At 63.9% G+C, this 26,697-nt stretch carries 21 protein-coding genes; 12 read left to right on the forward strand and 9 right to left on the reverse strand.

Features of this window, described 5'->3' with window-relative positions; translation table 11 throughout:
* Window positions 1-34 precede the first annotated feature (34 nt).
* From AC1DXM_RS08040 to AC1DXM_RS08055, 4 genes are all read left to right on the forward strand, one after another.
* On the forward strand, window positions 35-2,197 hold the full coding sequence (locus AC1DXM_RS08040) for an amylo-alpha-1,6-glucosidase (protein WP_477232585.1): 2,163 nt from the start codon (window positions 35-37) through the stop codon (window positions 2,195-2,197).
* Window positions 2,198-2,330: 133 nt separating this feature from the next.
* Window positions 2,331-4,115 (forward strand): alpha,alpha-trehalose-phosphate synthase (UDP-forming), encoded by a 1,785-nt coding sequence (locus AC1DXM_RS08045; protein WP_477232586.1) that lies wholly within the window; start codon window positions 2,331-2,333, stop codon window positions 4,113-4,115.
* Entirely contained in the window at window positions 4,112-4,900 is a 789-nt protein-coding gene (gene otsB, locus AC1DXM_RS08050; protein ID WP_477232587.1) for a trehalose-phosphatase, read from the forward strand. The genes AC1DXM_RS08045 and otsB overlap by 4 nt, the downstream gene beginning before the upstream one ends.
* A gap of 199 nt (window positions 4,901-5,099) precedes the next feature.
* Window positions 5,100-6,557: an NCS1 family nucleobase:cation symporter-1 gene (locus AC1DXM_RS08055; protein WP_477232588.1), complete on the forward strand. Its 1,458-nt coding sequence runs from the start codon at window positions 5,100-5,102 to the stop codon at window positions 6,555-6,557.
* A 99-nt stretch (window positions 6,558-6,656) separates the two neighbouring features.
* On the opposite strand, the gene AC1DXM_RS08060 is transcribed toward AC1DXM_RS08055, so the two are convergent.
* From AC1DXM_RS08060 to tpiA, 5 genes are all read right to left on the reverse strand, one after another.
* A complete protein-coding gene (locus AC1DXM_RS08060) occupies window positions 6,657-7,196 on the reverse strand; it encodes a DUF1697 domain-containing protein (RefSeq protein WP_477232589.1) in 540 nt (179 codons plus the stop codon).
* A gap of 22 nt (window positions 7,197-7,218) precedes the next feature.
* A complete protein-coding gene (locus tag AC1DXM_RS08065; protein ID WP_112561656.1) occupies window positions 7,219-8,856 on the reverse strand; it encodes a CTP synthase in 1,638 nt (545 codons plus the stop codon).
* Between the two features lie 155 nt (window positions 8,857-9,011).
* A complete protein-coding gene (locus tag AC1DXM_RS08070) occupies window positions 9,012-10,130 on the reverse strand; it encodes a L,D-transpeptidase (protein ID WP_477232590.1) in 1,119 nt (372 codons plus the stop codon).
* Between the two features lie 201 nt (window positions 10,131-10,331).
* Complete coding sequence (gene secG, locus AC1DXM_RS08075; RefSeq protein WP_477232591.1) at window positions 10,332-10,811, reverse strand: preprotein translocase subunit SecG; 480 nt, start codon at window positions 10,809-10,811, stop codon at window positions 10,332-10,334.
* A 197-nt stretch (window positions 10,812-11,008) separates the two neighbouring features.
* A complete protein-coding gene (gene tpiA, locus AC1DXM_RS08080; RefSeq protein ID WP_477232592.1) occupies window positions 11,009-11,779 on the reverse strand; it encodes a triose-phosphate isomerase in 771 nt (256 codons plus the stop codon).
* Window positions 11,780-11,925: 146 nt separating this feature from the next.
* Here tpiA and AC1DXM_RS08085 point away from each other — a divergent pair, with 146 nt between their 5' ends.
* From AC1DXM_RS08085 to lexA, 6 genes are all read left to right on the forward strand, one after another.
* Window positions 11,926-13,821, forward strand: coding sequence for a peptidyl-prolyl cis-trans isomerase (locus AC1DXM_RS08085; protein ID WP_477232593.1), 1,896 nt, complete (start codon window positions 11,926-11,928; stop codon window positions 13,819-13,821).
* 13 nt (window positions 13,822-13,834) lie between these two features.
* Window positions 13,835-14,845, forward strand: a complete 1,011-nt coding sequence (gene trpD / locus AC1DXM_RS08090) for an anthranilate phosphoribosyltransferase (protein ID WP_477232594.1) — start codon at window positions 13,835-13,837, stop codon at window positions 14,843-14,845.
* A gap of 4 nt (window positions 14,846-14,849) precedes the next feature.
* Window positions 14,850-15,662, forward strand: coding sequence for an indole-3-glycerol phosphate synthase TrpC (gene trpC, locus AC1DXM_RS08095; RefSeq protein WP_477232595.1), 813 nt, complete (start codon window positions 14,850-14,852; stop codon window positions 15,660-15,662).
* A 2-nt stretch (window positions 15,663-15,664) separates the two neighbouring features.
* A complete protein-coding gene (gene moaC, locus AC1DXM_RS08100) occupies window positions 15,665-16,147 on the forward strand; it encodes a cyclic pyranopterin monophosphate synthase MoaC (protein WP_477232596.1) in 483 nt (160 codons plus the stop codon).
* Window positions 16,147-17,352 carry a molybdopterin molybdotransferase MoeA gene (locus AC1DXM_RS08105; protein WP_477232597.1) on the forward strand — a complete coding sequence of 402 codons (1,206 nt, stop codon included), beginning with the start codon at window positions 16,147-16,149 and terminating at the stop codon, window positions 17,350-17,352. The genes moaC and AC1DXM_RS08105 overlap by 1 nt, the downstream gene beginning before the upstream one ends.
* Window positions 17,353-17,469: 117 nt before the next feature.
* On the forward strand, window positions 17,470-18,222 hold the full coding sequence (gene lexA, locus AC1DXM_RS08110; protein WP_142865730.1) for a transcriptional repressor LexA: 753 nt from the start codon (window positions 17,470-17,472) through the stop codon (window positions 18,220-18,222).
* Here the strand turns inward: lexA and AC1DXM_RS08115 are convergent.
* Complete coding sequence (locus AC1DXM_RS08115; protein WP_477232598.1) at window positions 18,216-20,675, reverse strand: ComEC/Rec2 family competence protein; 2,460 nt, start codon at window positions 20,673-20,675, stop codon at window positions 18,216-18,218. The two genes, lexA and AC1DXM_RS08115, sit on opposite strands and share 7 nt — an antisense overlap.
* 123 nt (window positions 20,676-20,798) lie before the next feature.
* Between AC1DXM_RS08115 and gltX the strand changes: the two genes are divergently transcribed.
* A complete protein-coding gene (gene gltX / locus AC1DXM_RS08120; RefSeq protein WP_477232945.1) occupies window positions 20,799-22,223 on the forward strand; it encodes a glutamate--tRNA ligase in 1,425 nt (474 codons plus the stop codon).
* A gap of 181 nt (window positions 22,224-22,404) precedes the next feature.
* A complete protein-coding gene (gene gltA, locus AC1DXM_RS08125) occupies window positions 22,405-23,736 on the forward strand; it encodes a citrate synthase (protein WP_142865733.1) in 1,332 nt (443 codons plus the stop codon).
* 57 nt (window positions 23,737-23,793) lie between these two features.
* Here the strand turns inward: gltA and lpxB are convergent, their stop codons facing one another.
* From lpxB to lpxA, 3 genes are read right to left on the reverse strand one after another with little or no spacing between them, the layout of a single operon-like run.
* Window positions 23,794-24,972 carry a lipid-A-disaccharide synthase gene (gene lpxB / locus AC1DXM_RS08130; protein ID WP_477232599.1) on the reverse strand — a complete coding sequence of 393 codons (1,179 nt, stop codon included), beginning with the start codon at window positions 24,970-24,972 and terminating at the stop codon, window positions 23,794-23,796.
* Window positions 24,962-25,864, reverse strand: coding sequence for an LpxI family protein (locus AC1DXM_RS08135; protein ID WP_477232600.1), 903 nt, complete (start codon window positions 25,862-25,864; stop codon window positions 24,962-24,964). The genes lpxB and AC1DXM_RS08135 overlap by 11 nt, the downstream gene beginning before the upstream one ends.
* On the reverse strand, window positions 25,851-26,684 hold the full coding sequence (lpxA, locus tag AC1DXM_RS08140; RefSeq protein ID WP_477232601.1) for an acyl-ACP--UDP-N-acetylglucosamine O-acyltransferase: 834 nt from the start codon (window positions 26,682-26,684) through the stop codon (window positions 25,851-25,853). Before lpxA ends, AC1DXM_RS08135 begins: the two co-directional genes overlap by 14 nt.
* Window positions 26,685-26,697 lie beyond the last annotated feature (13 nt).

Consider the following 26,697-nt stretch of genomic DNA (forward strand, 5'->3'; position numbering starts at 1 on the left):
ACGCTCCGAGCCCGAAAACAGAGATTTGTGATTGATGACTGAACTTGACGAGCGCAAGCTCGACCCTGCCGTGGCCCTCGCCTCCCTCGACGAAACCGCGCCGCGCGAGCCGCACCGGCTGTTCGCCCTCAAACAAGGCGACTGTTTTGTGGTGGCCGATGCCTATGGCGACATCCGGGGCGCCGGCGACGGCTTCTTTCGCGACGACACGCGTGTGCTGTCGGAGTTTCGGCTGACCGTCGGCGGCCGGCAGACATCGCTCCTCGGCGCCTCGCTCAGTCAGGACAATGTGCTGTTCTCCAGCAATTTGACCAACCTGCCGATGCAAAGCGTCGGCGGCCGCGACATCCCGCAAGGCGCGATCCACATCGAACGCGTCAGATTGCTTTGGCAGGACCGGCTGTTCGAACGCATCACCCTGTCCAACTACAGCCAGGAGCATTCGGCAATCCGCATCTCGCTGCACTTCGCCGCCGATTTCCGCGACATGTTCGAGGTGCGCGGTTCAACCAGGCCAAAGCGCGGCACGTCGCATGCGGCCGAAATCGACGCGACATCCGTGCTCCTGCGTTACGACGGACTGGATGGTTTGGCGCGGCAGTCAGCGATCTCGTTTTCGCAGGCGCCGGACCAGCTCAGCGCCGAGCGTGCGGATTTCCTGATCGCGGTGACCAAGCGCAGCAGCAAGGTGTTCTATGTCGAGGTCGGCCCGGAACTGGCCGAGCCGCCTGACCGCGACCGTTTTCGCGCCGCGGCCGCTCGTGCCCGCTTCGGCATGCGGGCCAAGCGCCGTCATGGCGCGACGGTGCACAGTTCAGGCCGCGTCTTCAACGACTGGGTCGAACGCGCCCGCGCCGATGTGGCCTTGCTGACCACCGAGCTTTCGACCGGCCCCTACCCTTATGCAGGCATTCCCTGGTTCTCGACTGCATTCGGCCGCGACGGCGTTATCTCGGCGCTGCAGATGCTGTGGCTCAACCCCGGCCTGGCGCGCGGCGTGCTTTCCTTCCTCGCTCAGCATCAGGCGACCGAGACCTCGCCGTTTAGCGACTCGCAGCCCGGCAAGATCATGCACGAGACGCGCAAGGGCGAGATGGTGGCGCTGCAAGAGCTGCCCTTCGGCCGCTACTATGGCGGCGTCGACACGACGCCGCTCTACATCCACCTCGCCTGCGCCTACGCCGAGCGCACCGGCGACATGGACTTCATCGCCAGCCTGTGGCCGTCGCTTACCGCTGCCGCCGAATGGGTTGAGGAAGCGAGCCGCGCGACAGGCTTCGTCACCTATCAGCGCGCCGCCGAATCCGGCCTTGCCAACCAGGGCTGGAAGGACAGTTTCGACTCTGTGTTCCACGCCGACGGGCGCATCCCCAAAGGACCGATCGCGCTGGTCGAGGTGCAGGGCTATGTCTTTGCCGCCTTCAGGGGGCTGGCGGCTCTCGCACGTCGACGCGGCGAGTTCGCGCAAGCCGAGCATTGGGAAAACCGCGCCGAAGAGATGCGGATCGCCGTCGAGCGCGATTTCTGGCTCGACGATCTCGGCTTCTATGCGCTCGCCATCGATGGCGCCGGCGAACCCTGCATGGTGCGCACCTCCAATGCCGGTCACCTGCTCTATGTCGGGCTGCCCGAGCCGGCGCGGGCGCAGATGGTCGCCGACCAGCTGCTATCAGCGTCCTTCCAGTCGGGCTGGGGGGTGAGGACGCTTGCCGACGATGCGGTGTTGTTCAATCCGATGTCGTATCACAACGGTTCGATCTGGCCGCACGACACGGCGATTTGCGGCGCCGGCCTGGCGCGCTTCGGCGAGCGCGACAATGTGGTGCGGCTGATGAGCGGCACGTTCGAATCGGCCGTGCATTTCAACATGCGGTTGCCGGAATTGTTCTGCGGCTTTACCCGCTCGGTCGGCGAAGCGCCGATCGCCTATCCCGTCGCCTGCCTGCCGCAGGCTTGGTCGGCGGGTTCGGCCTTCATGCTGATGCAGGCTTGCCTCGGTCTGGAAATCGACGGCTGGAATGGCGAAATCCACGTCACGCGGCCGAGGTTGCCGATCGGCATCGACACGCTGACGCTCAGGCATCTGGGTGTCGGCGAAAAGAAGGTCGATCTCACCTTCCAGCGCGTCGGCGACCGTGTCGTCGCCTTTCTCGCCGACCGCCATGAAGGGTTGGTTCCGCTGATCGTGCGAAGCTGAGCTGGGTCATTTTCGCGGGAACCGATCGCAGTTTTGTGCGTTGCAAAATGACAGCTGCCGGCGGCAAGCCGCCAGCGACGTGTTTAAATTCAACGAAGAAGAATGACCGCCGAAGGCGGAGATTGGCACTTCAATGACAAATTATGGCGTCGAGATGCTCTGGATCGTGATCCTGGCAAGCCTCGGCCTATCCGCCCTCGCTGTCCTGTTTTCGATATCCCGGCGCCGCGACAGCCACGCACCGGCCGTTGCCCGCGTCGCTGGCGAGGATGTGGCGGCGGAAGCGGCGCGCAAGGTCATGCGCGAGTTCGAAAAGAACGGCCAGTCCGCCGATGCCGCACTGGTGACATGGTCACCCGAAACCTTGCGCAAGATCCTCGCCGACGACCTCCCGGACGCCCAGGTCATCGTCGTCTCCAACCGCGAACCTTACATCCACAACGTCAAGGACAATGGCGTCGAGCTTGTCGTGCCTGCCAGCGGGCTGGTGTCGGCGCTGGAGCCGATCACGCGCGCCTGCGGCGGCACTTGGATCGCCTATGGCGGCGGTAGCGCGGACCGCCTCACTGTGGACAACAACGATCGGGTGCCGGTGCCGCCGGACAAGCCGTCCTACACGCTGCGCCGCGTATGGCTGAGCGAGGAGGAATATCAAGGTTATTATCTCGGCTTTGCCAATGAAGGCCTGTGGCCGCTCTGCCATATCGCCTTCACCCGACCGATCTTTCGCGCCTCGGACTGGGAAGCCTATGAAGCCGTCAACCGCAAATTCGCCGATACGGTTGTAGCAGAGGCGCGCAACGAGCGGCCGATCGTGCTGGTCCAGGACTACCATTTCGCGCTGCTGCCACGCATGATCCGCGAGCGCCTGCCGGAGGCGATCGTCATCGCCTTCTGGCACATCCCCTGGCCGAATTCGGAAGTTTTCAGCATCTGCCCGTGGCGGGAGCGCATCCTGGAGGGGCTGCTCGGCAGCTCGATCATCGGCTTCCACACCCAGTTCCATGCCAACAATTTTACCGAAAGCGTCGACCGCTTCCTGGAAAGTCGTATCGAGCGCGCCGATGCGGCGATCTCCTATGGTGGCCAGACGACGCTGGTGCACGCCTATCCCATCTCCATCGAATGGCCGGCCGAGTTGCTGGAAAAGCTGCCCACAGTCGAGGAATGCCGGACCCGCCTGCGCGACAGGTTCGGCCTCAAGGCCGACGTCAAGCTCTGCATCGGCGTCGAGCGACTGGACTACACCAAGGGCATTCTCGACCGCTTTCAGGCTTTGGACGAATTGTTCACGCGCCATCCCGAATGGATCGGCAGACTGGTCTTCCTGCAGATCGCGGCGCCCAGCCGCGGCACGCTGCCGGCCTACCAGCAACTGCATGACGAATGCATGCGCTATGCCGACGAGCTCAATCAGCGCTATGGCAGCAGCGACGGCTACAAGCCGGTCATCATGGTGGCCGAACATCACTCGCAGGAGCAGGTCTACGAGATCTACCGCGGTGCCGACATCTGCATGGTCACCAGCCTGCATGATGGCATGAACCTCGTCGCCAAGGAATTCGTCGCTGCACGCGACGACGAACAGGGCGTGCTGCTGCTCAGCACATTTGCCGGTGCGTCGCGCGAACTGCTCGAGGCGCTGATCGTCAATCCCTACGATGCGGCGATGATGAGCGATGCGCTGCTGCAGGCGCTGACCATGTCGGCGGACGAACAGCGCGAGCGCATGCACCCGATGCGCGAAATGGTGCGCGACAACAATGTCTATCGCTGGGCCGGCAGCATGCTGCTGGACGCGGCGCGGCTGCGCAAACGCAGCGACCTCGACCGGGCGACAGGTGTCACCGAGCGGCCTGCAAACACCGACAGCAACATCGTCTCGCTTTTCGATCGCATGCGGAGGGCGGCGTCATGAATAGTCTACCGAAGGCATCGGGCCTGCCAGCCGCACCCGACCTGCCGGAAGGGCAATGGGCGCTCTTTCTCGACATTGACGGCACCTTGCTCGAACACGCCGCACACCCTGACGCAGTGTCCGTCAGCGACGAGTTGCGCAGTCTGCTCGGCGCCATCGAACAACGGCTGGGCGGCGCAGTCGCCTTCATCACCGGCCGCTCGGTGGAAGTCGCCGACCGCCTGTTTCATCCGCTGAAGCTGCGCGTTGCCGGTCTCTATGGGCTTGAACACCGACTGACGCCGGACGGCCCTGTCGTTGCCGCGGATGCTCCCGCCGATATGGCCGCCCTTGCCGACGCCATTGAAGCCGAATTGGATGACGGCCAGGTTCATATCGAGCGCAAGGGTCCGATCCTCGCCATTCATACGCGTGCGGCGCCGCATCTGCTGGCCAGAGCCACCCAGCTTGTCGAGCAGGCATTGGCCGAGCTCCCCAAGGGCTACCGCGTCATTCCGGGAAATGCCGGCGTTGAACTCATGCCGCTCGAAGCAGCCAAGGGCGCTGCCGTGCGGCGCTTCATGGCGATCCCGCCCTTTGCCGGAAGGCGGCCGGTTTTCCTCGGTGACGACACCGCTGATGAAAACGGTTTCGAGGCGATCAACGAAGCCGGCGGCATCTCGATCCGGGTCAGGCCGCGCGGGCCTACCGTGGCTCAGTACCAGCTCGATGACGTCACCCGTGCGATAGACTGGCTTGCCGCCAATTTCGAAGCGTCAGCGGTGTATGACCGCAAAGCATCCTGATAGCGGTCGCCAGCGAATCGAATCCAAGACGCACCGGTTGCGACCGTCTCCGACAAACGCCGATCGATAAGCGCGAATCTCGTTGAATATCTTTAAGGCCAAAGCCGGCAAATGGATTGCTTGCCGGTTCCCCTGCGTCAGGCCTAACCTGCGCAGCCAACGCATGGAGGTGCGTTCGGTAAAAGGGGAGGATTACACCGTGACAATACAAGGCGCATCGCCTGGCCTTTACAATGAGGACCTCGCTCCGGCAAAGGTACGGAACTGGGGGCCATTTTCGATCTTCAACGTGTGGACATCAGACGTTCACAGCCTGTGGGGCTATTATCTCGCTGCCAGCCTGTTCTTGTTTTGCGGCGGCTTCGTCAATTTCATCATCGCCATCGGCATCGGTTCGCTGATCATCTACGCGCTGATGAACATGGTCGGCTATGCCGGCGTGAAGACCGGCGTGCCCTACCCCGTGCTGGCGCGCGCCTCCTTCGGCATCTGGGGCGCCAACACCCCGGCCCTCGTGCGCGCCATCGTCGCCTGCTTCTGGTACGGCGCGCAGACTGCCGCCGCTTCCGGCGCCATCGTGGCGCTTCTGATCCGCTCGCAATGGTTCGCCGATTTCAACGCCAACACGCATTTCCTTGGTCATAGCGGCCTGGAAGTGATCTGCTTCGTCGTCATCTGGGCGCTGCAGCTTTTAATCATCCAGCGCGGCATGGACACGGTGCGCCGCTTCCAGGATTGGGCTGGACCCGCCGTGTGGGTGATGATGCTGATCCTGGCGATCTATCTCTGCGTCAAAGCCGGGACCTTCGCCTTCACCAGCGACATTCCGATGGACGTGCTGCTCGAAAAGACCAAGGACGCCGGCGTGCCGGGCACGCCCGGTTCGTGGACGGCGCTGTTTGCTGTGGCGGCGATCTGGGTCACCTACTTCTCGGCGCTCTATCTCAACTTCTGCGATTTCGCCCGTTACGCGCCGGACCAGGCGTCCCTGCGCAAGGGCAACATCTGGGGCCTGCCGGTCAATTTGATCCTGTTCTCGCTGGTTGCCGGCGTCACCACCATTGCCGCCTATGACGTCTATCACGAAGTCCTGCTGCACCCCGACCAGATCTCGGCCAAGTTCGACAGCTGGTTCCTGGCCGCACTTGCCGCACTGACCTTCGCAGTGGCGACGCTCGGCATCAATGTGGTGGCGAACTTCGTCTCCCCGGCCTTCGACTTCTCCAACGTCTTTCCCCGGCAGATCGACTTCAAGAAGGGCGGCTACATCGCAGCCTTGATCGCGCTGGTGCTCTACCCCTTCGCGCCGTGGGAAGGCAGTGCCGCCTCCTTCGTCAACATCATCGGCGCGACGATGGGACCGATCTTCGGGGTGATGATGGTCGACTATTACCTGATCCGCAAAGGCGAGGTCGACGTCGAAGCGCTCTACCGCGAGGACGGCGAGTTCCGCTTCCAGGGCGGCTGGCATGTCAACGCCTTCATCGCCGCCGGCATCGGCGCCATCTTCTCGTCGATCCTGCCCAACTTCACCAACTGGCTGCCGGCCTGGTGGGGCGTCTATGGCTGGTTCTTCGGCGTGGCGATTGCCGGCGCCATCTACTACGTGCTGCGCACGATGGCACTGGGTGCTGGAGCGAAGACGGCGAAGGCATGAAATGAAGGGAATAAGGCAGTAGGGCAGTAAGGGAGTAGGGAAATAGGAGCCCTACTGCCCTACTGCCCTACTGCCCTACTGCCCTACTGCCCTACTGCCCTACTGCCCTAACATTTCTGCGAGCCGACGCACTGTGTTCCAGTTGCGCGACGTGCCGATGCCCATGCGCTTGTGGTTCATCGCCGCAAGCAGGCGCGAGCTTGGCCGCTCGCGCGAAAAGACGACCCAGATGTCGCCGTCGACCGAAGCCACCTTCTCATCCTCGGCGGCATAGGCCTGGAGCGCTGCGACCCCATCGGCGGGCGCAGGCTCGCGCATCACCCGCACCGCCACCTGATCGCCAGTTTCGGCCGACTCGACCGGGAACGGATTGCCGGCGGCGAGCTTCAGCCAGTCCTCGGCCGTGCGCACGATGATGACGACATGGCGGCCGAAGGTTTTTTCGAAGGCCGTTTCCAGCCGCTGTTCCAGCTTGGCGATATCCGTCGCCCGCGCCTCGAAGACCAGATTGCCGGTCGCCACCAAGGTGCGAGGATTCTTCAACCCGAGGCCTTCGGCCATCGCCTTGAGGTCGGACATGACGACCCGGCGGCCTTCGCCGAGGATGATGCTGTAGAGCAGCGCGACATAGGTTTGCATTAGCTGCTAAACCCGCAGGCAGCTAGACCAGCCGCGACTGGTCCACCGCAGCCGAGATGAAGCTGGCAAACAGCGGATGCGGCTCAAGCGGCCGGCTCTTCAGTTCCGGGTGATATTGCACACCGATGAACCAGGGATGGTCGGGGTATTCGACCGTCTCCGGCAGCACGCCGTCGGGCGACATGCCGGCAAACACCAGGCCGCAATCTTCCAGCCGCTCCTTGTAGTCGACATTGACCTCGTAGCGGTGGCGGTGGCGCTCGGAAATCTGGGTATCGCCGTAGATCTCAGCGATCTTCGAACCCTTGGTGAGCTCTGCCTGATAGGCGCCGAGCCGCATGGTGCCGCCGAGATCGCCGGTTTCGCGACGCTTTTCCAGCATGTTGCCCTTCAGCCATTCGGTCATCAGGCCGACGACCGGCTCGTCGGTCGGGCCGAATTCGGTCGACGAGGCATGCTCGACGCCGGCCAGCGACCGCGCCGCCTCGATGCAGGCCATTTGCATGCCGAAGCAGATGCCGAAATACGGCACCTTGCGCTCGCGGGCGAATTTCGCCGCCAGGATCTTGCCTTCCGAGCCGCGCTCGCCGAAGCCGCCGGGGACCAGGATGCCATGCACCTTTTCCAGCCACGGCGTCGGGTCTTCCTTCTCGAAGATCTCGCTTTCGATCCAGTCCAGCTTGACCTTGACGCGGTTGGCCATGCCGCCATGCGACAGCGCCTCGATCAGCGATTTGTAGGCGTCCTTGAGGCCGGTATATTTGCCGACGACAGCAATGGTGACCTCGCCTTCCGGATTGTGGATGCGGTTGGACACCGCCTGCCAGGGCTCCATGCGCGGCTTGGGCGCCGGGTCGATGCCGAAGGCGGCCAGCACTTCCGAATCAAGCCCCTCCTTGTGATAGGCCATCGGCACGTCGTAAATGTGCGGCACGTCGAGCGCCTGGATGACGGCGCTTTCCCTGACGTTGCAGAACAGCGACAGCTTTCTGCGCTCTTCCTTGGGGATGGCGCGGTCGGCTCGGACCAGCAGGATGTCGGGCGCAATGCCGATGCCGCGCAGTTCCTTGACCGAATGCTGGGTCGGCTTGGTTTTCAGTTCGCCGGCCGTCGGGATGTAGGGCATCAAGGTCAGATGGACATAGACGGCGTTGTTGCGCGGCAGGTCGTTGCCGAGCTGGCGGATCGCCTCCAGGAAAGGCATTGCCTCGATATCGCCGACCGTGCCGCCGATCTCGCACAGCACGAAATCATAGTCGTCATTGCCGTCGAGGACGAAATGCTTGATCTCGTCGGTGACGTGCGGAATGACCTGCACAGTCGCGCCGAGATAGTCGCCGCGCCGCTCGCGCTCGATGATGTTCTTGTAGATGCGGCCGGTGGTGATGTTGTCCTGCTGGTTGGCCGAGCGGCCGGTGAAGCGCTCGTAATGGCCAAGATCGAGGTCGGTCTCGGCACCGTCATCGGTGACGAAGACCTCGCCATGCTGGTAAGGCGACATCGTGCCGGGATCGACATTGAGATAGGGATCGAGCTTTTTGATGCGTGCGCGATAGCCTCGCGCCTGCAAGAGAGCCCCAAGGGCCGCTGCGGCAATGCCTTTTCCAAGTGAGGAAACCACGCCGCCTGTGATGAATACATATCGCGCCATGGGAGTCATCGCTTAACGCGGCCGAATTGATTCCGCCAGAGAAAAAACCGCCGCTGAGGCTTTTTCCAGAGAAGGCGCGATAGTCCCGAGGTTCGAGACTGTAGTTCTTGGTCAAAACAAAAGGGCCGGCAGAAGCCGGCCCTTTCGGCAGAATTGGGAGAACGTCAGATGATGACGACCTTGGTGCCGACCCGGACGCGGCTGTAGAGGTCCATGACGTGCTCGTTGATCATGCGGAAGCAGCCATTGGAGGCGCTGGTTCCGATCGACTGCGGCGCGATGGTGCCGTGGATGCGCAGATGCGTGTCCTTCTTGCCGTCATAGAGATAGATGGCGCGGGCGCCGAGCGGGTTCTGACCGCCGCCGGGCATGCCGTCCTTGTACTGGCCATAGTGCTTGGGCTCGCGCTTCTGCATGTCCAGCGTCGGGATCCAGCGCGGCCATTCCTGCTTGTCGCCAACCGCAACCGTACCCTTGAACTGCAGGCCTTCGCGGCCGACCGCAATGGCATAGCGGCGGGCGGTGAAAGCCGATTCGACGAGGTAGAGGCGGCGGGCGCTGGTATCGATGACGATGGTGCCCGGCTCATAACCGGTGAATTCGACGTCCTGCGGCACGAATTCCGGCTTCACCTTGAACTGCTTCTTGGCCTCGCGCTTGGCGAGAGCCTGGTCGAGAGCGCGCGTCTCGGGAAGATAGGCAATCGAGGAGGCAGACGATGTGCCGCCGAACAGGCCGGCGAAGAGCCCACTGCTCCTCGGCTTCTGGCCCGGGGCCTCGCTACGCAATTCGCCATTGTTGCCGGTCAGCGCGACGTTCATCGCCTCGGCCGGAAGCGGCTCGGCCGACTGGATCGGCTCGATCGGCGCAATCGGGTCAACTGGCGTAATGATCTTGGTGATCTTCTTGCCCGGCTTGGCGTCGGCGACCACGATCGGCTTGCCCTTACTGGCCAGGAAGGCCTGGCGCTGGGCGTCGGCCTTGGCTTTCGCCGCCTCGCGCATGGCCAGCTTGCGGGCTTCGAGCGCCTTGGCGCCGGCTGCCGCCTTGTCGGCGGCGATCTTGTCTTCGAGCTTGCTGATCTGAGCCAGATCATCCGAGCTCGGGTTTTTCTTCTTTTTGAGAAGCTTCAGCTGCGCCGCATCGCTCTTGGCGGCGACGTTGATGACAGCGGTTTTGCCAACCGCCTGCGGTGAGGTCATTGCCGGAGTGCCGGCGAAGGCCGCGGAGCTCATGCCGAATACGGCACAAAACCCCATGAAAATGAAGCTGCGAAGCTGCATAGCGAAGATCCGATCGTTCAGTGCTTGTTGCCCACGGCGTCGCCCGGCGCCCCCCAAGGGCGCAGAAAGTGCCGCGCGCAATCTATAATCGAAGTGCCGGAGCGGCCTCAAGCGGAACGCATGGTCGAATCTTCGTGATCAAGTGCATTTGCCGCGACTGTGTTGAAACAACAACAGATCGCGGCACTTGACCCCATCCAACTACTGGTTTGGAACCTGCGGCGTGACCGGCAAGGTGACGCCGTTGGCAGCCGGCGGCGTGGCCGAATCGGTCGCAGGAGCTGGGGCCGGAGCCGTCGCCGGGGCTGTAGCAGGAGCCGTCGTGGCGGCGCCATTGCCCGAAGGCGCAGCCGGTGCGGTGGTGCCGGCAGGTGGCGTCGGCGCCGTCGTGCCGGGCAACTGGTTGAGCACGCCGTTGCCGCTGTCGGCCGGCACGCGGTCGAGAATGTCGATCGGCTTTTCGCCATAGCGGGCAACGATCGAGAGTGTCAGCGACGTCACGAAGAAAGCCGCGGCCAGGATCGCCGTCGCCCGCGTCAGTGCATTGGCCGCACCGCGCGCGGTCATGAAACCGGAACCGCCGCCAATGCCGAGACCACCGCCTTCGGAGCGCTGCAGCAGCACCACGCCGACAAGGGCGAGCACGACCATGAGGTGGATGACGATCAGTACGGTTTCCATATTTTATCCTGGCAAGCCCTGCCGCTCCCTGGCGATCAGGGCCGGTGATTTGGAGGCGGCTCCATACAATGCTTTAACGGCATTTCCAAGCCCGTGGCCGGAATATGGGAAGCAATGCGCCCTTTACAACGATTTCGGCCGCGGCGCGGCGTTTCATAAGTCGGCGACGGAACTGGTCTGCAACGAAATTTCGGGGCCTACGCGATATTCTGGTAGGCTTCGGCGATGGCGAGAAAATCCGCCGCCTTCAGGCTTGCGCCGCCGACGAGCGCGCCGTCGACGTTTTTGACGCCGAGCAGCTCGACCGCATTGGACGGCTTGACCGAGCCGCCATAGAGGATGCGGATCTTGCCGGCCGCTGAGGCGCCGAGTCCCTCCGACAGTTTTTCGCGGATATGCGCATGCGCCTCGGCCACGTCGTCGGCGGTCGGCGTCAGGCCGGTGCCGATCGCCCATACCGGTTCGTAGGCGATGACGGTGTTGGCCGGCGTTGCGCTAGGCGGCACCGAGCCGGCGACCTGGCGCGCCAAGACGTCGAGCGCGGCGCCCGCTTCGCGCTCGGCCTTGGTCTCGCCGATGCAGATGATGGCCACAAGCCCGGCGCGCCATGCGGCAGACGCCTTGGCCTGGACAGTCGCATCGTCCTCGCCGCGCTGTTCGCGGCATTCGGAATGGCCGACAATGACGTGGCTGGCGCCGGCATCCTTCAGCATCTCGGCCGAGACACAGCCGGTGAAAGCGCCGCTCTCCTTAATGTGGCAATCCTCGCCACCGGCCCGCACCGGCGTGCGCGACAGGATTTCGGCCGCGCGCGACAGCAAGGTCGCCGGCACGCAGACCAATGCTTCGGTCTCGGCATCGAGCCCGCTCATGAAGCCGTTGCCGATCATCCTGAGCTCGTTCAGCGAGGCGCTGGTGCCGTTCATTTTCCAGTTGCCGGCAACAAGCGGTCGAATTCCTGGCGTCATGGGATCTGGTTCTCCGGGCGACATTGGGGTCTCGCCCTCCCTACCAAAATCAGGCCACAAAGCAATCGACAGTGAGCCGGAAGGGCGCTATTGCGCTTGTTTCAGACTCGGGCGCACGCAAAACTGCGCAAAAATCGGAAGTAACAATGCTTGGTATATTGAGAAGCGCGGCAGGGACCTGGGTCGCGAAAGCGCTGCTGTCACTGCTGGTGTTGAGTTTCCTTGCCTGGGGTGTCACCACCCGCATGGCGGGCGGCTTCCTGGCCGGACATCACGCTGTCATCACCGCCGGCAGCACCACCGTGTCGATCACCGAATACCGCCTCGCCTACGATCGCCAGATCAACATGCTGCAACAGCAGATCGGCCAGCGCATCAGCCGCGAGCAGGCCAGGGCCTATGGCATCGACAACCAGGTGCTGGCGCAGCTGGTGTCGGGCGCCGTCCTCGACGAACAGGCGCGCAAGCTCGGACTTGGCTTCTCCAAGGACAGGCTGGCCGAACTGACGCGCCAGGAACCTGCCTTCCAGGGCCCGAATGGCCAGTTCGACCGCCGGCTGTTCGAATCCCGGCTGCGCGAACTCGGCATGCGGCCGGAGGACTATCTGAAGAACCGGGCTCAGGTGGCGGTGCGCCAGCAGATCGTCGAGGCGGTTTCGGACGGCCTCAAGGCGCCGGACACCTTCTTCAAGGCGGTCGCGCTCTATCGCGGCGAAGACCGCACCATCGACTATTTGACCTTGCCGAAGGCGCTGGTCGAGCCGATCCAGGCTCCATCCGACAGCGTGCTTCAGGCCTATTTCGAGACCAACAAGAAAACCTACGCGGCGCCGGAATACCGCAAATTCTCCTACGTCCGGCTCGAGCCTGAAGACATCATGGATATCAGCGCCGTGACCGACCAGCAGGTCAGCGACGACTACAACAAGAACAAGGGGCGCTACACCACGCCGGAAATGCGCACCATCGAACAGCTGGTGTTTCCGACGCTGGACGCCGCCAAGGCCGCGTCCGATTCGCTGAAGACGGGCGCTACCTTCGACAAGATCGTCACCGCGCAAGGAAAGACCCAGGCCGATACGCTGCTTGGCACGCTCTCCAAGGACAAGATCAGCGACAAGGCGGTCGCCGATGCCGCATTCGCGCTTGCCGTCAACGAAGTCAGCCCGGTCGTCCAGGGCACGTTCGGTCCGGTGCTTTTGCGCGTCACCGAGATCAAGCCGGAAGTGGTGAAGCCGCTGGCCGAAGTGTCTGACCAGATCCGCAAGGATCTGGCGCTGGGCGAAGCAAGCCGCATCCTGCTCGACGTGCACGACAACTACGAAGACACCCGCGCCGCCGGCAGCACGCTCGCCGAAGCCGCCGCCAAACTGAAGCTCAAGGACGTCACCGTCGAGGCCATCGACCGCACCGGCCTCAAGCCGGACGGGACCATCATCAAGGACCTGCCGGCATCGCCTGACCTGATCAAGGCGGTGTTCGAGGCTGAGCCCAACACCGAGAATGAAGCCCTGACCACGACCAACAATGGCTTCGTGTTCTACGAGCTGACATCGATTACGCCGGCTCGCGACCGCACGCTCGACGAGGTTCGCCAGAGGGTGGTGGCCGACTGGACGACCGAGGAAACGACCAAGCGGCTGACCGCGAAGGCAGACGAACTCGACAAACGCCTCAAGGCCGGCACCACGCTCGACGTCATCGCCGGCGAACTGAAGCTCGAAAAGCAGACCAAGCGCGGCGTGAAGCGCGAGGCCGACGACGTCGATTTCGGCAAGGACGGCGCTGCAGCGATGTTCGGCGTCGGCGAAGGCGGCACCGGGCTGATCCCCTCGCCCACCGGCGAAGGCCAGATTCTGTTCAAGGTGGCCGAAGTGTTCGAGCCGGCCGGAGCCGACGCCAGTTCGGTGCCCGACGACGCCCAGAAATCCTTCACGCAAGGCATGTCCGACGATCTGCTCGACCAGTTGGTGGCGCAATTGCAGACGCAATACGCCGTCAGCATCGACCAGGCCGCCGTTGCCCAAGCCGTAGCCCAATGAACGTTTTGGCCCGATGAGCGCCCTCAAGATCCATATCGCCAAGGTCGCTAGCGGGACCGCGCTTACCTTCGACGAAGCGCGCGAAGCCTTCGACATCATCATGTCGGGCGACGCGACGCCGGGCCAGATCGGCGGCTTCCTGATGGCGCTGCGCGTGCGTGGCGAGACGGTGAGCGAGATCTCCGGCGCCGTTGCCACCATGCGCGCCAAGATGCTGCGCGTCGAAGCCCCTGAAGGCGCCATCGACATCGTCGGCACCGGCGGCGACAACTCCCATTCGGTCAACATCTCGACGGCTTCGGCCTTCGTCGTCGCCGGTTGCGGCGTGCCGGTGGCCAAGCATGGCAATCGCGGCCTGTCGTCGCTGACGGGCGCCGCCGACGTGCTGGTCGCCCTCGGCGTCAAGATCGATATCCCGCCGGAGACGATCGGCCGCTGCATCCATGAGGCGGGCGTCGGCTTCATGTTCGCGCCGGCGCATCATCCGGCGATGAAGCATGTCGGCCCGACGCGCGTGGAGCTCGGCACCCGCACAATCTTCAACCTGCTCGGACCGCTGTCCAATCCGGCCGGCGTAAGCCGCCAGATGGTCGGCGTGTTCCTGCCGGAATGGATCGTGCCGGTGGCCGAGACGTTGAAGGCGCTGGGTACAGAGCATGCATGGGTCGTCCATGGCGACGGCTATGACGAGATCACCACCACCGGCGAAACGCAGGTTGCCGAACTGGCCGGTGGCGAGATCCGCCACTTTACGCTGACCCCGGAAGCAGTCGGTTTGCAGCGCCACACCAAGGACGAGTTGCGCGGCGGAGACGCCGCGTACAACGCCCAGGCTTTGCGCGACATGCTGGGCGGCGCCGCCGGCGCCTATCGCGACACGGTGCTGATGAATGCCGGTGCCGGCATGGTGGTGGCGGGCAAGGCAACAACGCTTGCCGACGGCATGGCGGCGGCGGCACAAGCCATCGACAGCGGCCGGGCGCTAGGCGTGCTCGACAGGCTGGTCGAGATTTCGAACGGATAGGCCCGTGGCTGACATTCTGCGCAAGATCGAGGCCTACAAGCGCGACGAGATCGCGGCGGCAAAGGCGCTGATACCGCTGGCCGAGATCAAGGCACGGGCCAAGGACGCCGACGCGCCGCGCGGCTTTCTCGCGGCGCTCGAGGCGAAGCGCCGATCCGGCAACTTTGCCCTGATCGCCGAAATCAAGAAGGCGAGCCCTTCCAAAGGGTTGATCCGTGCCGATTTCGACCCGCCAGCGCTGGCGCAGGCCTATGAGAAAGGCGGCGCTGCCTGTCTTTCGGTGCTGACCGATGCGCCGTCTTTCCAGGGCGCGCCGGAATTTCTAACCAACGCCCGCAAGGCGGTGTCGCTGCCCGCGCTGCGCAAGGATTTCCTGTTTGACCCCTACCAGGTCTACGAGGCCCGCGCCTGGGGCGCCGACGCCATCCTGATCATCATGGCCAGCGTCGACGATGCCTTGGCGAGCGAATTGGAAGCGACCGCATTCGAACTCGGCATGGATGCGCTGATCGAGGTGCATGACGAAGCCGAGACCGAGCGCGCGGTAAAACTCTCGTCGCGGCTGATCGGCATCAATAACCGCAATCTTAGAACGTTCGAAACCAGCCTGGAAACCTCCGAGCGGCTGGCGTCGATGGTGCCGGGCGACCGCTTGCTGGTCAGCGAGAGCGGTATTTTCACGCATGACGATTGCCTCAGGATGCAAAAGGCCGGCATCGAAACCTTCCTTGTCGGCGAAAGCCTGATGCGGCAAGAGGATGTGGCGGCGGCAACGCGCCTGCTTCTGACGGGCAAGACGCCGGCAGAGGCCGTCTGAGGATGCCAGCCGCCCTCACCCATCTCGGCGCCAAGGGCGAGGCCAACATGGTCGATGTCGGCGACAAGGCGGAGACGACGCGCACGGCGATTGCCGAGGGTTTTGTCTCGATGCGGCCGGAAACCCTGAAAATGATCCTCGACGGTGACGCCAAGAAGGGCGACGTGCTGGGCACAGCACGCATCGCCGGCATCATGGCGGCCAAGAAGACGCATGAGCTGATCCCGCTCTGCCATCCTCTGCTGTTGACCAAGGTGTCGGTCGACATCGAGCCGGACGCGGCGCTGCCTGGCCTCAGGGTCACGGCACTGGCCCGCGTCACCGGCAAGACCGGGGTCGAAATGGAGGCGCTGACCGCTGCCTCGGTGGCATGCCTGACCATTTACGACATGGCCAAGGCGGCCGATCGCGCCATGGTGATTTCCGGCATAAGGCTGGTGGAAAAGACCGGCGGCAAGTCCGGCGACTACAAGGCGGGCGCCTGATGGCGCTGGTTCCCGTGGCCGAGGCGCTGAAGCGCCTGCTGGAAGGCGCTGTGCCGCTGCCGGGTGAAAGCATCGCGCTGGCGGATGCTGCCGGCCGGGTGCTGGCGGAGCCTGTCGTGGCGCTACGCACCCAGCCGCCTTTCAACGCCTCCGCCATGGACGGCTATGCCGCGCGGGCGCAGGATGTGGCGTCCGCCCCGGCGCGGCTTTCGGTGATCGGCATGGCGCCCGCAGGGCGCGGCTTTGACGGCTCGGTCGGCAGGGCGGAGGCTGTCCGCATTTTCACCGGCGCGCCGGTGCCCGAAGGTGCCGACACGATCGTCATCCAGGAGAATGTCCGCGACCTTGGCAATGGCCATATCGAGGTCACCGAGCCGACCGCGAAAGACCGTAACATCCGCCGCCGTGGACTGGATTTCTCGCAAGGCGACCTGCTCCTGCAAAAAGGTCGCGTGCTCGATCCGGCCGCATTGTCGCTTGCGGCGTCGGCCAATCATCCGATGCTCAACGTCGTGCGCCGACCTCTGGTCGCGATCATCGCCACCGGCGACGAATTGCTGCCGCCGGGGCGTGACCCCGGTCCGGATCAGATTATCTCCTCCAACGCTTACGGTGTTGTGGCCGCCGCGCAGTCTGTCGGCGCCAAAGCGCTTGATCTCGGCATCGCGGCAGATCGCAAGGCCGACATAGCGGCGCTGGTGCGCAAGGCTGTCGCGGCAAAGGCCGACGTCATCGTCACGCTCGGTGGCGCTTCGGTCGGCGACCACGACCTCGTGCATGACGTGCTGACCGGCGAAGGCATGAAGCTCGATTTCTGGAAACTCGCCATGCGCCCCGGCAAGCCGCTGATGTTCGGGCGGCTCGGCGACATCAGGTGCATCGGCCTGCCCGGCAATCCGGTGGCGAGCCTGGTCTGTTCGCAGCTGTTTTTGAAGCCGCTTTTGGCGCAGCTCGGCGGCCGCGTCCATCGGCAGGATATCCGTCCGGCGCAACTTGGCGCCGCGATGCCGGCCAATGATCTGAGGCAGGACTATGTGCGCGCCGTGGTGAGCGAAGAAACCGGCGCACGGGTGGCGACGCCGTTCGGCATCCAGGATTCCTCGATGTTGAGAATGCTGGCCGACGCCAACGGCTTGATCGTGCGCGAGCCCTTCGCTCCTGCCGCCGCCGCGGGTGCCGCCTGCAGCGTCCTGATGTTACGCTGAACAAAACGTCAACACATTCATTAAACTTTAAAAGGTTGCGGAACACAACTGGAACAGATAGTGTTTGTTCTGGGTTTGTTTTTTCCGATTCTGGTTTCAGAACCCGTGGGGGCCGCGATGCTGACGCGCAAACAACATGAACTCCTGATGTTCATCCATGAACGCCTGAAGGAGAGCGGAATCCCGCCGTCTTTCGACGAGATGAAGGAGGCGCTCGACCTTGCCTCGAAGTCCGGTATCCATCGCCTGATCACGGCGCTGGAGGAGCGCGGCTTCATTCGCCGGCTGCCGAACCGGGCTCGAGCATTGGAAGTGCTGCGGCTGCCCGACTCGATCGCGCCCGGCCTCAACGCGGCGAAGAAGTTTTCGCCGAGCGTCATCCAGGGCAGTCTCGGTCAAGGTGGTCAGGGGCAAGGCGGTCTCGGCCGCCAGATCAAACCGGCCTCCTCTTCTCGTTCGATGTCGGCCGGCAATGACGACGCGGTTTCCGCGGTGTCGATCCCGGTGATGGGCCGCATCGCCGCCGGTGTGCCGATCGACGCCATCCAACACCAGACCCATTCGATCTCGGTGCCGCCGGACATGATCATGGGCGGCGAACACTACGCGCTCGAGGTCAAGGGTGACTCGATGATCGAGGCCGGCATTTTCGACGGCGACACGGTGATCATTCGCAATGCCGATACGGCGAGCCCCGGCGAGATCGTGGTGGCGCTGGTCGATGAAGAGGAAGCGACGCTGAAGCGCTTCCGCCGCAAGGGCGCCTCGATCGCGCTGGAAGCCGCCAACCCGGCCTACGAAACCCGCATCTTCGGGCCGGACAGGGTCAAGGTGCAGGGCAAGCTGGTTGGGCTGATCAGGCGCTACTGAGCCGGTTTAGGTTTGTACTTCTCGGGCTGCTTGTAAGGCGGCATTCCACGCGCTTCGCGTGAGAAGCGGCGTTGCTCGTGCCAGGGACGATAGGGCTTGTCGACGGCGAAGCGGATGGTTGGCGCTGTCGCGGCCGATTGTGGGTCGAAGAAGACGGCGGCACTACCATCGCGGGCAAGTTGCTTCTTGGTCAGGACCAGCACCAGCGGGTCGCGGCACGGATTGTAGGCGGTGGCGTCGTCGATGACGATCAGGCTCGCGAAAGCGCAGGCTGGCCGCGCTGTGTTGCGGTCTTTTGCCAGCGCGATGATGGCTCCGGCGGGGTGCCGGGCAATGCAGAGATTGCCTGTGCAATAGAAGGGCGAGCCTGGCGGCAGGTCGAGCGGGTCTAGATCGAACCGCGTGTCCGTTGCCTCGAAAATCTCAGGCGGGATAATGGTTTCGGCTCTCAATGCCCGTTTCCAATTATCGGTGGTGAATTCGTTCGAGCGTTCCCGGTTGAGCGCGAGTTCGCCGCCGCCGATCGGCAATGCCACCAGATGCGCATCCTCCGAGATAAGCACATCGGGCGTGCGCACCTGCGGCACAGTCAACAGGCCGGCCAGCGCGAAAGGAACGGCCGCCAGCCTCAGCCAGGTGGTGGCCATGGTGGCGATGACGAGGGCGACCGCTACCAGCAGCACCGAGCGGATGGAGATCAGCCCGACGGCATCGACCGGCGAGCGCTGAGAAATCCAGGCGGAGATGGCGATCATCGTCGTCAGCCCCTTGCCCATGACATAGAGGAACGGCCCATCGGCGCCGAACGGCATGGCCAGCGCGCTGAGCACCGCAAACGGCATGACGACCAGCGAGACGATCGGCATCACCGCCAGATTGGCGAGCAGACTGAGCGGCGACACACGCTGGAAATGCCAGATGGCAAACAGCAAAGTGGCGCTGCCTGCGATGATCGATGTCATGGCGAGACCGCCCATGGCCAGCACGAATTTTCGCGACAGGAAGCCGACGAACGAGCGCCTTGCGGGCGGCGTTCTCACCTTGTCGGCGCGGTAGTCAGCCCAGCCGGCATAGGCGCCGACTAGGGCGGCGGTGGCGGCGAACGACATCTGGAAACTCGGGCCGACAACCTCATGCGGCGACACCAAGATGACGGCGATGGCCGAGATCGCCAGATTGCGCATGGTGAGCGCTGCACGATCGAACAGCACCGCGACCAGCATGACCGCCAGCATGATGAAGCTGCGCTCGGCAGCGACAACAATGCCTGAGATGACGAGATAGGCGGCAATGGAGACAAGCGCTGCCGCCGCCGCATATTTCTTCACCGGCCGGCGCGAGGAGAAATCCGGAAACAGCGCAAAGGCGCCACGCAGCAATGCCATGATGGTGCCGGCGACCAGCGCCATGTGCAGGCCGGAAATGGAGATGATGTGGTAGATGCCGGTGCGCCGCATCGCCTCGTTGACCTCGTCCGGAATGCCGGCGCGCACACCGACCATGAGCGCCGCGGCAATCTCGCCTTCGGCGCCGCCGATCTTGCCCCTGATATGGTCGGCAATGTTTTCGCGCGCATTCTCGATTGCCGACGAGAGCCGTGCGGTCAGCGGCGGCAGGCCCTGCGAAGCAATGGTTTTCGGATTACCGAGAAAGAAGCCGCTGCCGCCGATCCCGGTGAAATAGCTGTCGAAGGAGAAATCGTAGCTCTCCGGCCGCACCGGACCGGTCGGCGGCAACAGCCTGGCATAGCCGGTGATCAGGGAGCCGGCGGTCATATCGGCGGGAACGGTGCGCGCCGAGAGCCTGACCCGCTCTGGCGCGTAGCGCAGCTTTGGGTGAGCGGTGGAAATAACGTCGAGCGTCAGCCTGACGCGGCCGTTCTCCATCTGCTCGAGACTGACGACGCGTCCGGTCAGTCGTGTCTGGATCTCGGAGCCGAGCATCTGCGTTCCGGCGCGCCAGGTTTCGACTTTGGCGGCGACCACGCCGAGCGCACACAGCATCGCTGCCATGCAGAGCAGATGCGTCTTCGGCCAGGACCGGGCGACGGCTGCGCAACAGGCCGTTAGCAGCACAATCGCGATTGGCTGGGCAAAGCCTGGCTCGCTGGCCAGCGAGAAATAAATGATGACGCCGGCCGCCAGGAAAACCGGCACCAGCAGAAAGGCAACGCCACGGTCGAGTTCGGTGACGGCGGCCATGGCAACGCTGCGGCGGATTGCTGGCCATGTCGATCGGCGTAGCAGCCTGCGCAGACGAATGGCGGACCCGGGCACGGCGTCGACCGACGCCGACGCAGTGTCACCCGGAGACAAAGGTCGGAGACCAGGTCGCGTCTCGGGCAGCGCGACGGGCATCGGCTCGGCATAGGGACTGTCGGCAAATAGGGAGCGTTCGTTGACGCTTGTCGCAGCGCCCTCGCCTTGATCCTCGCCCCGGCCACGTCCAGCCATCGGGTCTGCCCCTTGCGCCCTAGACCCCCTATGCTACATGAACGCGCAAAGCGCGAAAGTCCGCGCGATCACGCCCCCTTTTTCTAGCCTTGCCCGAGAATTGCCATGTCCAGCAAAATTGCCATGTCCAACAGGGTGGTCACCCGTTTTGCCCCCTCGCCCACCGGCTACCTGCATATCGGTGGCGCGCGCACCGCGCTGTTCAACTGGCTGTATGCCAAGCACACTGACGGCACGATGCTGCTGCGTATCGAGGACACCGACCGCGAACGTTCCACGGAAGCGGCAACCCAGGCCATTCTCGATGGGCTGACCTGGCTCGGCCTGTCCTGGGACGGCGAGGCCGTCTCGCAGTTCGAGCGTGCGCCGCGCCACCGCGAGGTGGCCGAGGAGTTGGTGCGCCTGGGCAAGGCCTACTACGCCTACGAGACTCCCGCCGAGCTCGAGGCGATGCGCGAGGCGGCACGCGCCAAGAGCCTGCCGCCACGCTACAATGGTGCTTGGCGCGACCGCGACCCCTCCGAGGCGCCTGCCGGCGTCAAGGGCGCTATCCGCATCAAGGCGCCGACCGAGGGCGAGACTGTGGTGCATGACCGCGTGCAGGGCGAGGTGCGCTTTCCCAACAAGGATCTCGACGATTTCATCATCCTGCGTTCGGATGGTGTCCCGACCTACATGCATGCCGTCGTCGTCGACGACCACGACATGGGCGTCACCCACATCATTCGTGGCGACGACCATCTGACCAATGCCGCGCGCCAGACAGTGATTTACAACGCCATGGGCTGGGAGGTGCCGTCCATGTCGCACATCCCGCTGATCCACGGCGCCGACGGCGCCAAGCTGTCGAAGCGGCATGGCGCGCTCGGCGTCGAGGCCTACCGCGCCATGGGTTATCTGCCCGAGGCGCTGCTCAATTATCTCGCCCGCCTCGGCTGGAGCCATGGCGACGACGAGGTGATGTCGATCAAGGACATGATCTCATGGTTCGACATCGGCGACGTCAACAAGGGTGCGGCGCGCTTCGACTTCGCCAAGCTCGACGCGCTGAACGGCGTGCATATGCGCAAGATGGATGATCAGGCACTTCTCGACATCTTCGTCGCCACTCTTCCCTATCTCGAAGGCGGCCCGGCGCTGGCCGCCCGCCTCGACGACACCAGGAAGGCGCAACTGCTGGCCGCCCTGCCCGGTCTGAAGGAGCGCGCCAAGACACTGGTCGAGCTGGCCGATGGCGCCGGCTTCCTGTTCGTCGAGCGGCCGCTGCCGATCGACGAGAAGGCGGCCGCACTGCTCAATGCCGACGCGCGGGCGATCCTGCGTGGCGCACACGCGGCTTTGCAGACGGTTTCGGGCGAATGGACGGCCGCTGCTGCGGAAGCCGCGGTGCGCGAGTTCGCGACGGCTGGCGGCCACAAGCTTGGCGCCGTGGCCCAGCCACTGAGAGCAGCCCTTACCGGCCGCAGCACCTCGCCCGGCGTTTTCGACGTGCTTGCCGTGCTCGGCCGCGAGGAAAGCCTGGCGCGGATTGGCGATCAAATCGATTAGGAGCGAACTGGCCCAAGAAGATTGGCATTGAAAGGCGCGTTTCGCAGTGCAACATTAGGCCCTGGCCCAATCTGGCACGCACCTCCCAAAATGCGGTGGCGAGTTCGCGCATTCCGGTGATTTCGACGTGTCGTTAGCAGGAATTGCCTTGCCGGCATGAGGAACATGAAGGAGTTTGAGAATGAGCGAAGCTGCGACAAAACTGGAAACCGGCAGCAAGACGACGCACCCGTCGACTGCCACGCTCGAACTGGCCGGCAAGACGCACGAATTCAAGGTGCGAAGCGGCTCGGTCGGGCCTGACGTCATCGACATCGGTGCGCTCTACAACACCACCGGCGCCTTTACCTACGACCCCGGCTTCACCTCGACGGCGAGCTGCGAGTCGGCGATCACCTTCATCGACGGCGATGCTGGCATCCTGCTGCACCGCGGCTATCCGATCGACCAGCTGGCCGAGCATGGCGACTTCCTCGAAGTCTGCTACCTGCTGCTCTACGGTGAACTGCCGACCAAGGCGCAGAAGGACGACTTCGACTACCGGGTGACGCGCCACACCATGGTGCATGAGCAGATGTCGCGCTTCTTCACCGGCTTCCGCCGCGATGCGCATCCGATGGCTGTGATGTGCGGCGTGGTCGGCGCGCTGTCGGCCTTCTATCACGACTCCACCGACATTTCGGACCCGTATCAGCGCATGGTCGCCTCGATGCGGCTGATCGCCAAGATGCCGACCATCGCGGCCATGGCCTACAAATACCATATCGGCCAGCCCTTCATTTACCCGAAGAACGAGCTGAACTTCGCCGCCAACTTCCTGCACATGTGCTTCGCCGTGCCGTGCGAGGAATACAAGATCAACCCGGTGCTGGCGCGCGCCATGGAGCGTATCTTCATCCTGCATGCCGACCACGAGCAGAACGCCTCGACCTCGACGGTGCGTCTCGCCGGTTCGTCGGGCGCCAACCCGTTCGCCTGCATTGCCGCCGGCATTGCTTGCCTGTGGGGCCCGGCGCATGGCGGCGCCAACGAGGCGGCGCTCAACATGCTGGGCGAGATCGGCCATGTCGACCACATCCCGGAATTCATCGCCCGCGCCAAGGACAAGAACGATCCGTTCCGGCTGATGGGCTTTGGCCACCGCGTCTACAAGAACTACGATCCTCGTGCGAAAATCATGCAGAAGACGGCGCATGAAGTCTTGGGCGAACTTGGCATCAAGGACGATCCGCTGCTCGACATCGCCATGGAGCTGGAAAAGATCGCGCTGACCGATTCCTACTTCATCGAGAAGAAGCTCTATCCGAACGTCGACTTCTACTCCGGCATCACGCTGAAGGCGCTGGGCTTCCCCACCACCATGTTCACCGTGCTGTTCGCGGTCGCCCGCACCGTCGGCTGGATCGCGCAGTGGAAGGAAATGATCGAGGATCCGCACCAGAAGATCGGCCGCCCGCGCCAACTCTACACCGGCGCGCCGGAACGCGACTACGTGCCGATCGCAAAGCGGTAATCGAAGCCGCATGCGGCTTCGCCATGACACTGCAAAGAGCGCCCGCAAGGGCGCTTTTTAGTTGGAGTGACGAAGCTTGATGTGACGGAGAACGACTTCCGCCGCGATATCGCCGGAGGGCTTGTCAGTGGCCATGCGCCTGGCAACCTCGGCAAAACCGTCCTTTTGCCAGGTGCGATAGGCTGTGTCTGAAAACAGAGCCTCGAGCTGCCGCGCCAGATAGCGCGCTCGCACATATTGGTTGTAGTGCTCCGGCACGATCGCCTGGTCGGCGATCAGATTGGGCAAGGTGGCGCTCCACACCGTGACCAGCCCCTGGACCATGCGCATCACCGGATCGAGCCGGTAGCATGAGATCATCGGCACACCAGACAGCGCCAGTTCGAGCGATACCGTTCCCGAAGCAATCAGCGCCGCATCGGCCTTGCCGAAGGCCTGCCATTTGCGCTCGGCATCGAGGATGATCTCTGGCTTTTCATCCCAGCGCGCGACCGATGTTTTGACCAGGTCAGCGACATGCGGCACCGTGGGCAACAGCAGGCGCAGGCGGTGTCCGCGCGCGCGCAGCGCCGAGATCGTCTGGCCGAAGGGATCGATAAGCCGGCTTACCTCGCCGCGCCGCGATCCGGGCAGCACAAGCAGTGTCTTGACGCGGTCCCCTGAGAAATCGCGCGGCTGGCCTTGCGCCCTTGCCGCGCTGAGCACACCCGGATCATGCGTGAGGCGGTGTCCGACATAGGTTCCGGGCGGACCGCCGAGGCGGCTGAGCTCCTTCACCTCGAAAGGCAGGATGCACAGTATGTGGTCGACATAGGGCTTCATCGCCACCGCTCTGCCCGGCCGCCACGCCCAGACACTCGGGCAGACATAGTGGACGATCAGGATGGAAGGATCGGCAGCGCGGACCTTTTTGGCCACGCGCAAAGAAAAGTCAGGGCTGTCGATGGTGATCAGACAGTCGGGTTTCTCAGCAGCGACGGCATTAGCCGTCTGGCCGATGCGCCGCATCAGGCGCGGCAGGTCGCGTAGAATGGCGCTGAGCCCCATCAGCGCGATCTCGGCCCCGTCGAACAGCGGCACCAGCCCGAGCGCCTGCAGATGCCGCCCGCCAATGCCGACCAGTCTGATATCGCGCCCGGTCATGCGCTTCAGCGACTGGACGATGTCGGCGCCCAACAAGTCACCGGACTCTTCGCCGGCGACGATGGCGATCTTCAGCGGCTTCTCAGCTGCCATGGCCAGGCTCCACGGCCGGCAGGCCATACACGAACAGGCCAAGTGCATTGGCGCGCGCGAGAACGACGGGACCTTCGAGGATCAGCGAACGGCCGGCCTCGACGGCAATGCCGGCAAGCCCGGCGGCGTGTGCTGCCTCGACCGTCTGCGGACCGATAGACGGCAGATCTGCGCGCAGTTCCTGGCCGGGCTTTGCACATTTGACCAGGACACCGCGCGTCTTGCCGGCGAGCCTGCCATGGCCGCGCAGCTGCTGCGTCCGCTCGAGCAGTCCGTGAGTACCCTCGACGCCTTCCAGGGCAATAGTGCGACCACCGATGGCGATGGCAGCCTGACCGATGTCGAGCGCGCCGATAGCCTTTGCCGCCGCATGTGCCGCCTCGATATCTCGCCAGTCAGATTTTCGCGGCACGGCCTTGGTCAGCGGCCCTTCGGTCGCGACAAGCCGGGGCACGACCTCATGCGCGCCGACAACCTTGATGCCGCGCGCCTCCAGGCCGCGGGTCAATATCTTCAACAGGCCGTCATCGCCGCGCGCAAGCGCCATGGCGACCGAGGGTATCAGCGCGAGTAGCCCAAGGCTCGGCCGCATGTCGACCAGCCGCGGCCTGCGTCTGATCTCGCCGGCAAGCACAAGATGGGTGATCCGTCGTCGCCTCAGCAACGCAACCAGCGAGCCAATGTCTTCCAGGGCGAGGCTTTCATGCTCATAGACGGTGAGCTCGGACTGACGGTCGGCCTGGCCTTCGACCAGGATAATGACCGGCGGATGTCCGGCCTCTGCCAGGCCGGCGGCAACTTCGACCGGCAGGCTGCCGCCGCCGGCAATGATGCCGACCCTGGCGTCCGGCGCGAGATCGAGGCCCGTTGAGCTGGCCTCAGTCTTCGTCATCGGCATCGTCGCCGGCGCCACCTTTAAGCGACGGGACGGCATAGTGCCGCTTGCCGCGACTGGTGATGAAATCGATGATTTTCATTGCGGTCGGCGACGAGGCGAACTCGGCCTTGGCGAATTCGATGTTTTCACCGACGGTGCGGGAGCGGTCGAAGATCGTCTTGTAAGTCTTGCGCAGCACCTGGATTTCAGCGCGCGACAGGCCTGAGCGCTTCAGGCCGATGATGTTGAGGCCGCGCAGGCTGGCGCGGTTGCCGACGGCAATGGCGTAGGGGATGACATCGCCAACGATTGCCGAGCAGCCGCCGAGAAAGGCGTTGTCGCCGATACGGACAAACTGATGAACGGCCGTCAGGCCACCGATATAGACATTGTTGCCGACCTCGCAATGGCCGCCCAGCGTGGCCCCATTGGCGAAGGTAGCGTTGTTGCCCACGACGCAGTCATGAGCAATGTGGGCATAGGCAAGGAAATTGCCGTTGTCCCCCACGGTCGTCTCGCCACGGCTGGAATCGGTGCCGAGATGCATGGTCGCGCCTTCGCGGATCGTGCAGTTCTGGCCGATAACCAATGTGGTGCGGCCGCCTTTGTGCTTGGTGTTTTGTGGCGGCCCGCCCAGTGTCGCCATCGGATAGACCTTGGTCCCGGCGCCGATGGTGGTCGCACCCAGCACCGAGACATGGCTGACCAGTTCGACCCGGTCACCGATCACGGCGTCAGCGCCGACAAAGCAGAAAGGTCCGATGGAGGCGCCTTCGCCAATTTGGGCACCGGCCTCGATAACGGCCGAGGGATGGATTGAAGTCTGTATTTTCATGAGCATGTCGAAC

Source organism: Mesorhizobium sp. P3_A2 (genome assembly GCF_056403115.1).

Coding starts and splice junctions, on each gene's coding strand:
- AC1DXM_RS08040 (WP_477232585.1), top strand. CDS start 35: ATGACTGAACTTGACGAGCGCAAGCTCGACCCTGCCGTGGCCCTCGCC.
- AC1DXM_RS08045 (WP_477232586.1), top strand. CDS start 2,331: ATGACAAATTATGGCGTCGAGATGCTCTGGATCGTGATCCTGGCAAGC.
- otsB (WP_477232587.1), top strand. CDS start 4,112: ATGAATAGTCTACCGAAGGCATCGGGCCTGCCAGCCGCACCCGACCTG.
- AC1DXM_RS08060 (WP_477232589.1), bottom strand. CDS start 7,196: ATGCAAACCTATGTCGCGCTGCTCTACAGCATCATCCTCGGCGAAGGC.
- AC1DXM_RS08065 (WP_112561656.1), bottom strand. CDS start 8,856: ATGACTCCCATGGCGCGATATGTATTCATCACAGGCGGCGTGGTTTCC.
- AC1DXM_RS08070 (WP_477232590.1), bottom strand. CDS start 10,130: ATGCAGCTTCGCAGCTTCATTTTCATGGGGTTTTGTGCCGTATTCGGC.
- secG (WP_477232591.1), bottom strand. CDS start 10,811: ATGGAAACCGTACTGATCGTCATCCACCTCATGGTCGTGCTCGCCCTT.
- tpiA (WP_477232592.1), bottom strand. CDS start 11,779: ATGACGCCAGGAATTCGACCGCTTGTTGCCGGCAACTGGAAAATGAAC.
- AC1DXM_RS08085 (WP_477232593.1), top strand. CDS start 11,926: ATGCTTGGTATATTGAGAAGCGCGGCAGGGACCTGGGTCGCGAAAGCG.
- trpD (WP_477232594.1), top strand. CDS start 13,835: ATGAGCGCCCTCAAGATCCATATCGCCAAGGTCGCTAGCGGGACCGCG.
- moaC (WP_477232596.1), top strand. CDS start 15,665: ATGCCAGCCGCCCTCACCCATCTCGGCGCCAAGGGCGAGGCCAACATG.
- AC1DXM_RS08105 (WP_477232597.1), top strand. CDS start 16,147: ATGGCGCTGGTTCCCGTGGCCGAGGCGCTGAAGCGCCTGCTGGAAGGC.
- lexA (WP_142865730.1), top strand. CDS start 17,470: ATGCTGACGCGCAAACAACATGAACTCCTGATGTTCATCCATGAACGC.
- AC1DXM_RS08115 (WP_477232598.1), bottom strand. CDS start 20,675: ATGGCTGGACGTGGCCGGGGCGAGGATCAAGGCGAGGGCGCTGCGACA.
- gltX (WP_477232945.1), top strand. CDS start 20,799: ATGTCCAACAGGGTGGTCACCCGTTTTGCCCCCTCGCCCACCGGCTAC.
- gltA (WP_142865733.1), top strand. CDS start 22,405: ATGAGCGAAGCTGCGACAAAACTGGAAACCGGCAGCAAGACGACGCAC.
- lpxB (WP_477232599.1), bottom strand. CDS start 24,972: ATGGCAGCTGAGAAGCCGCTGAAGATCGCCATCGTCGCCGGCGAAGAG.
- AC1DXM_RS08135 (WP_477232600.1), bottom strand. CDS start 25,864: ATGACGAAGACTGAGGCCAGCTCAACGGGCCTCGATCTCGCGCCGGAC.
- lpxA (WP_477232601.1), bottom strand. CDS start 26,684: ATGAAAATACAGACTTCAATCCATCCCTCGGCCGTTATCGAGGCCGGT.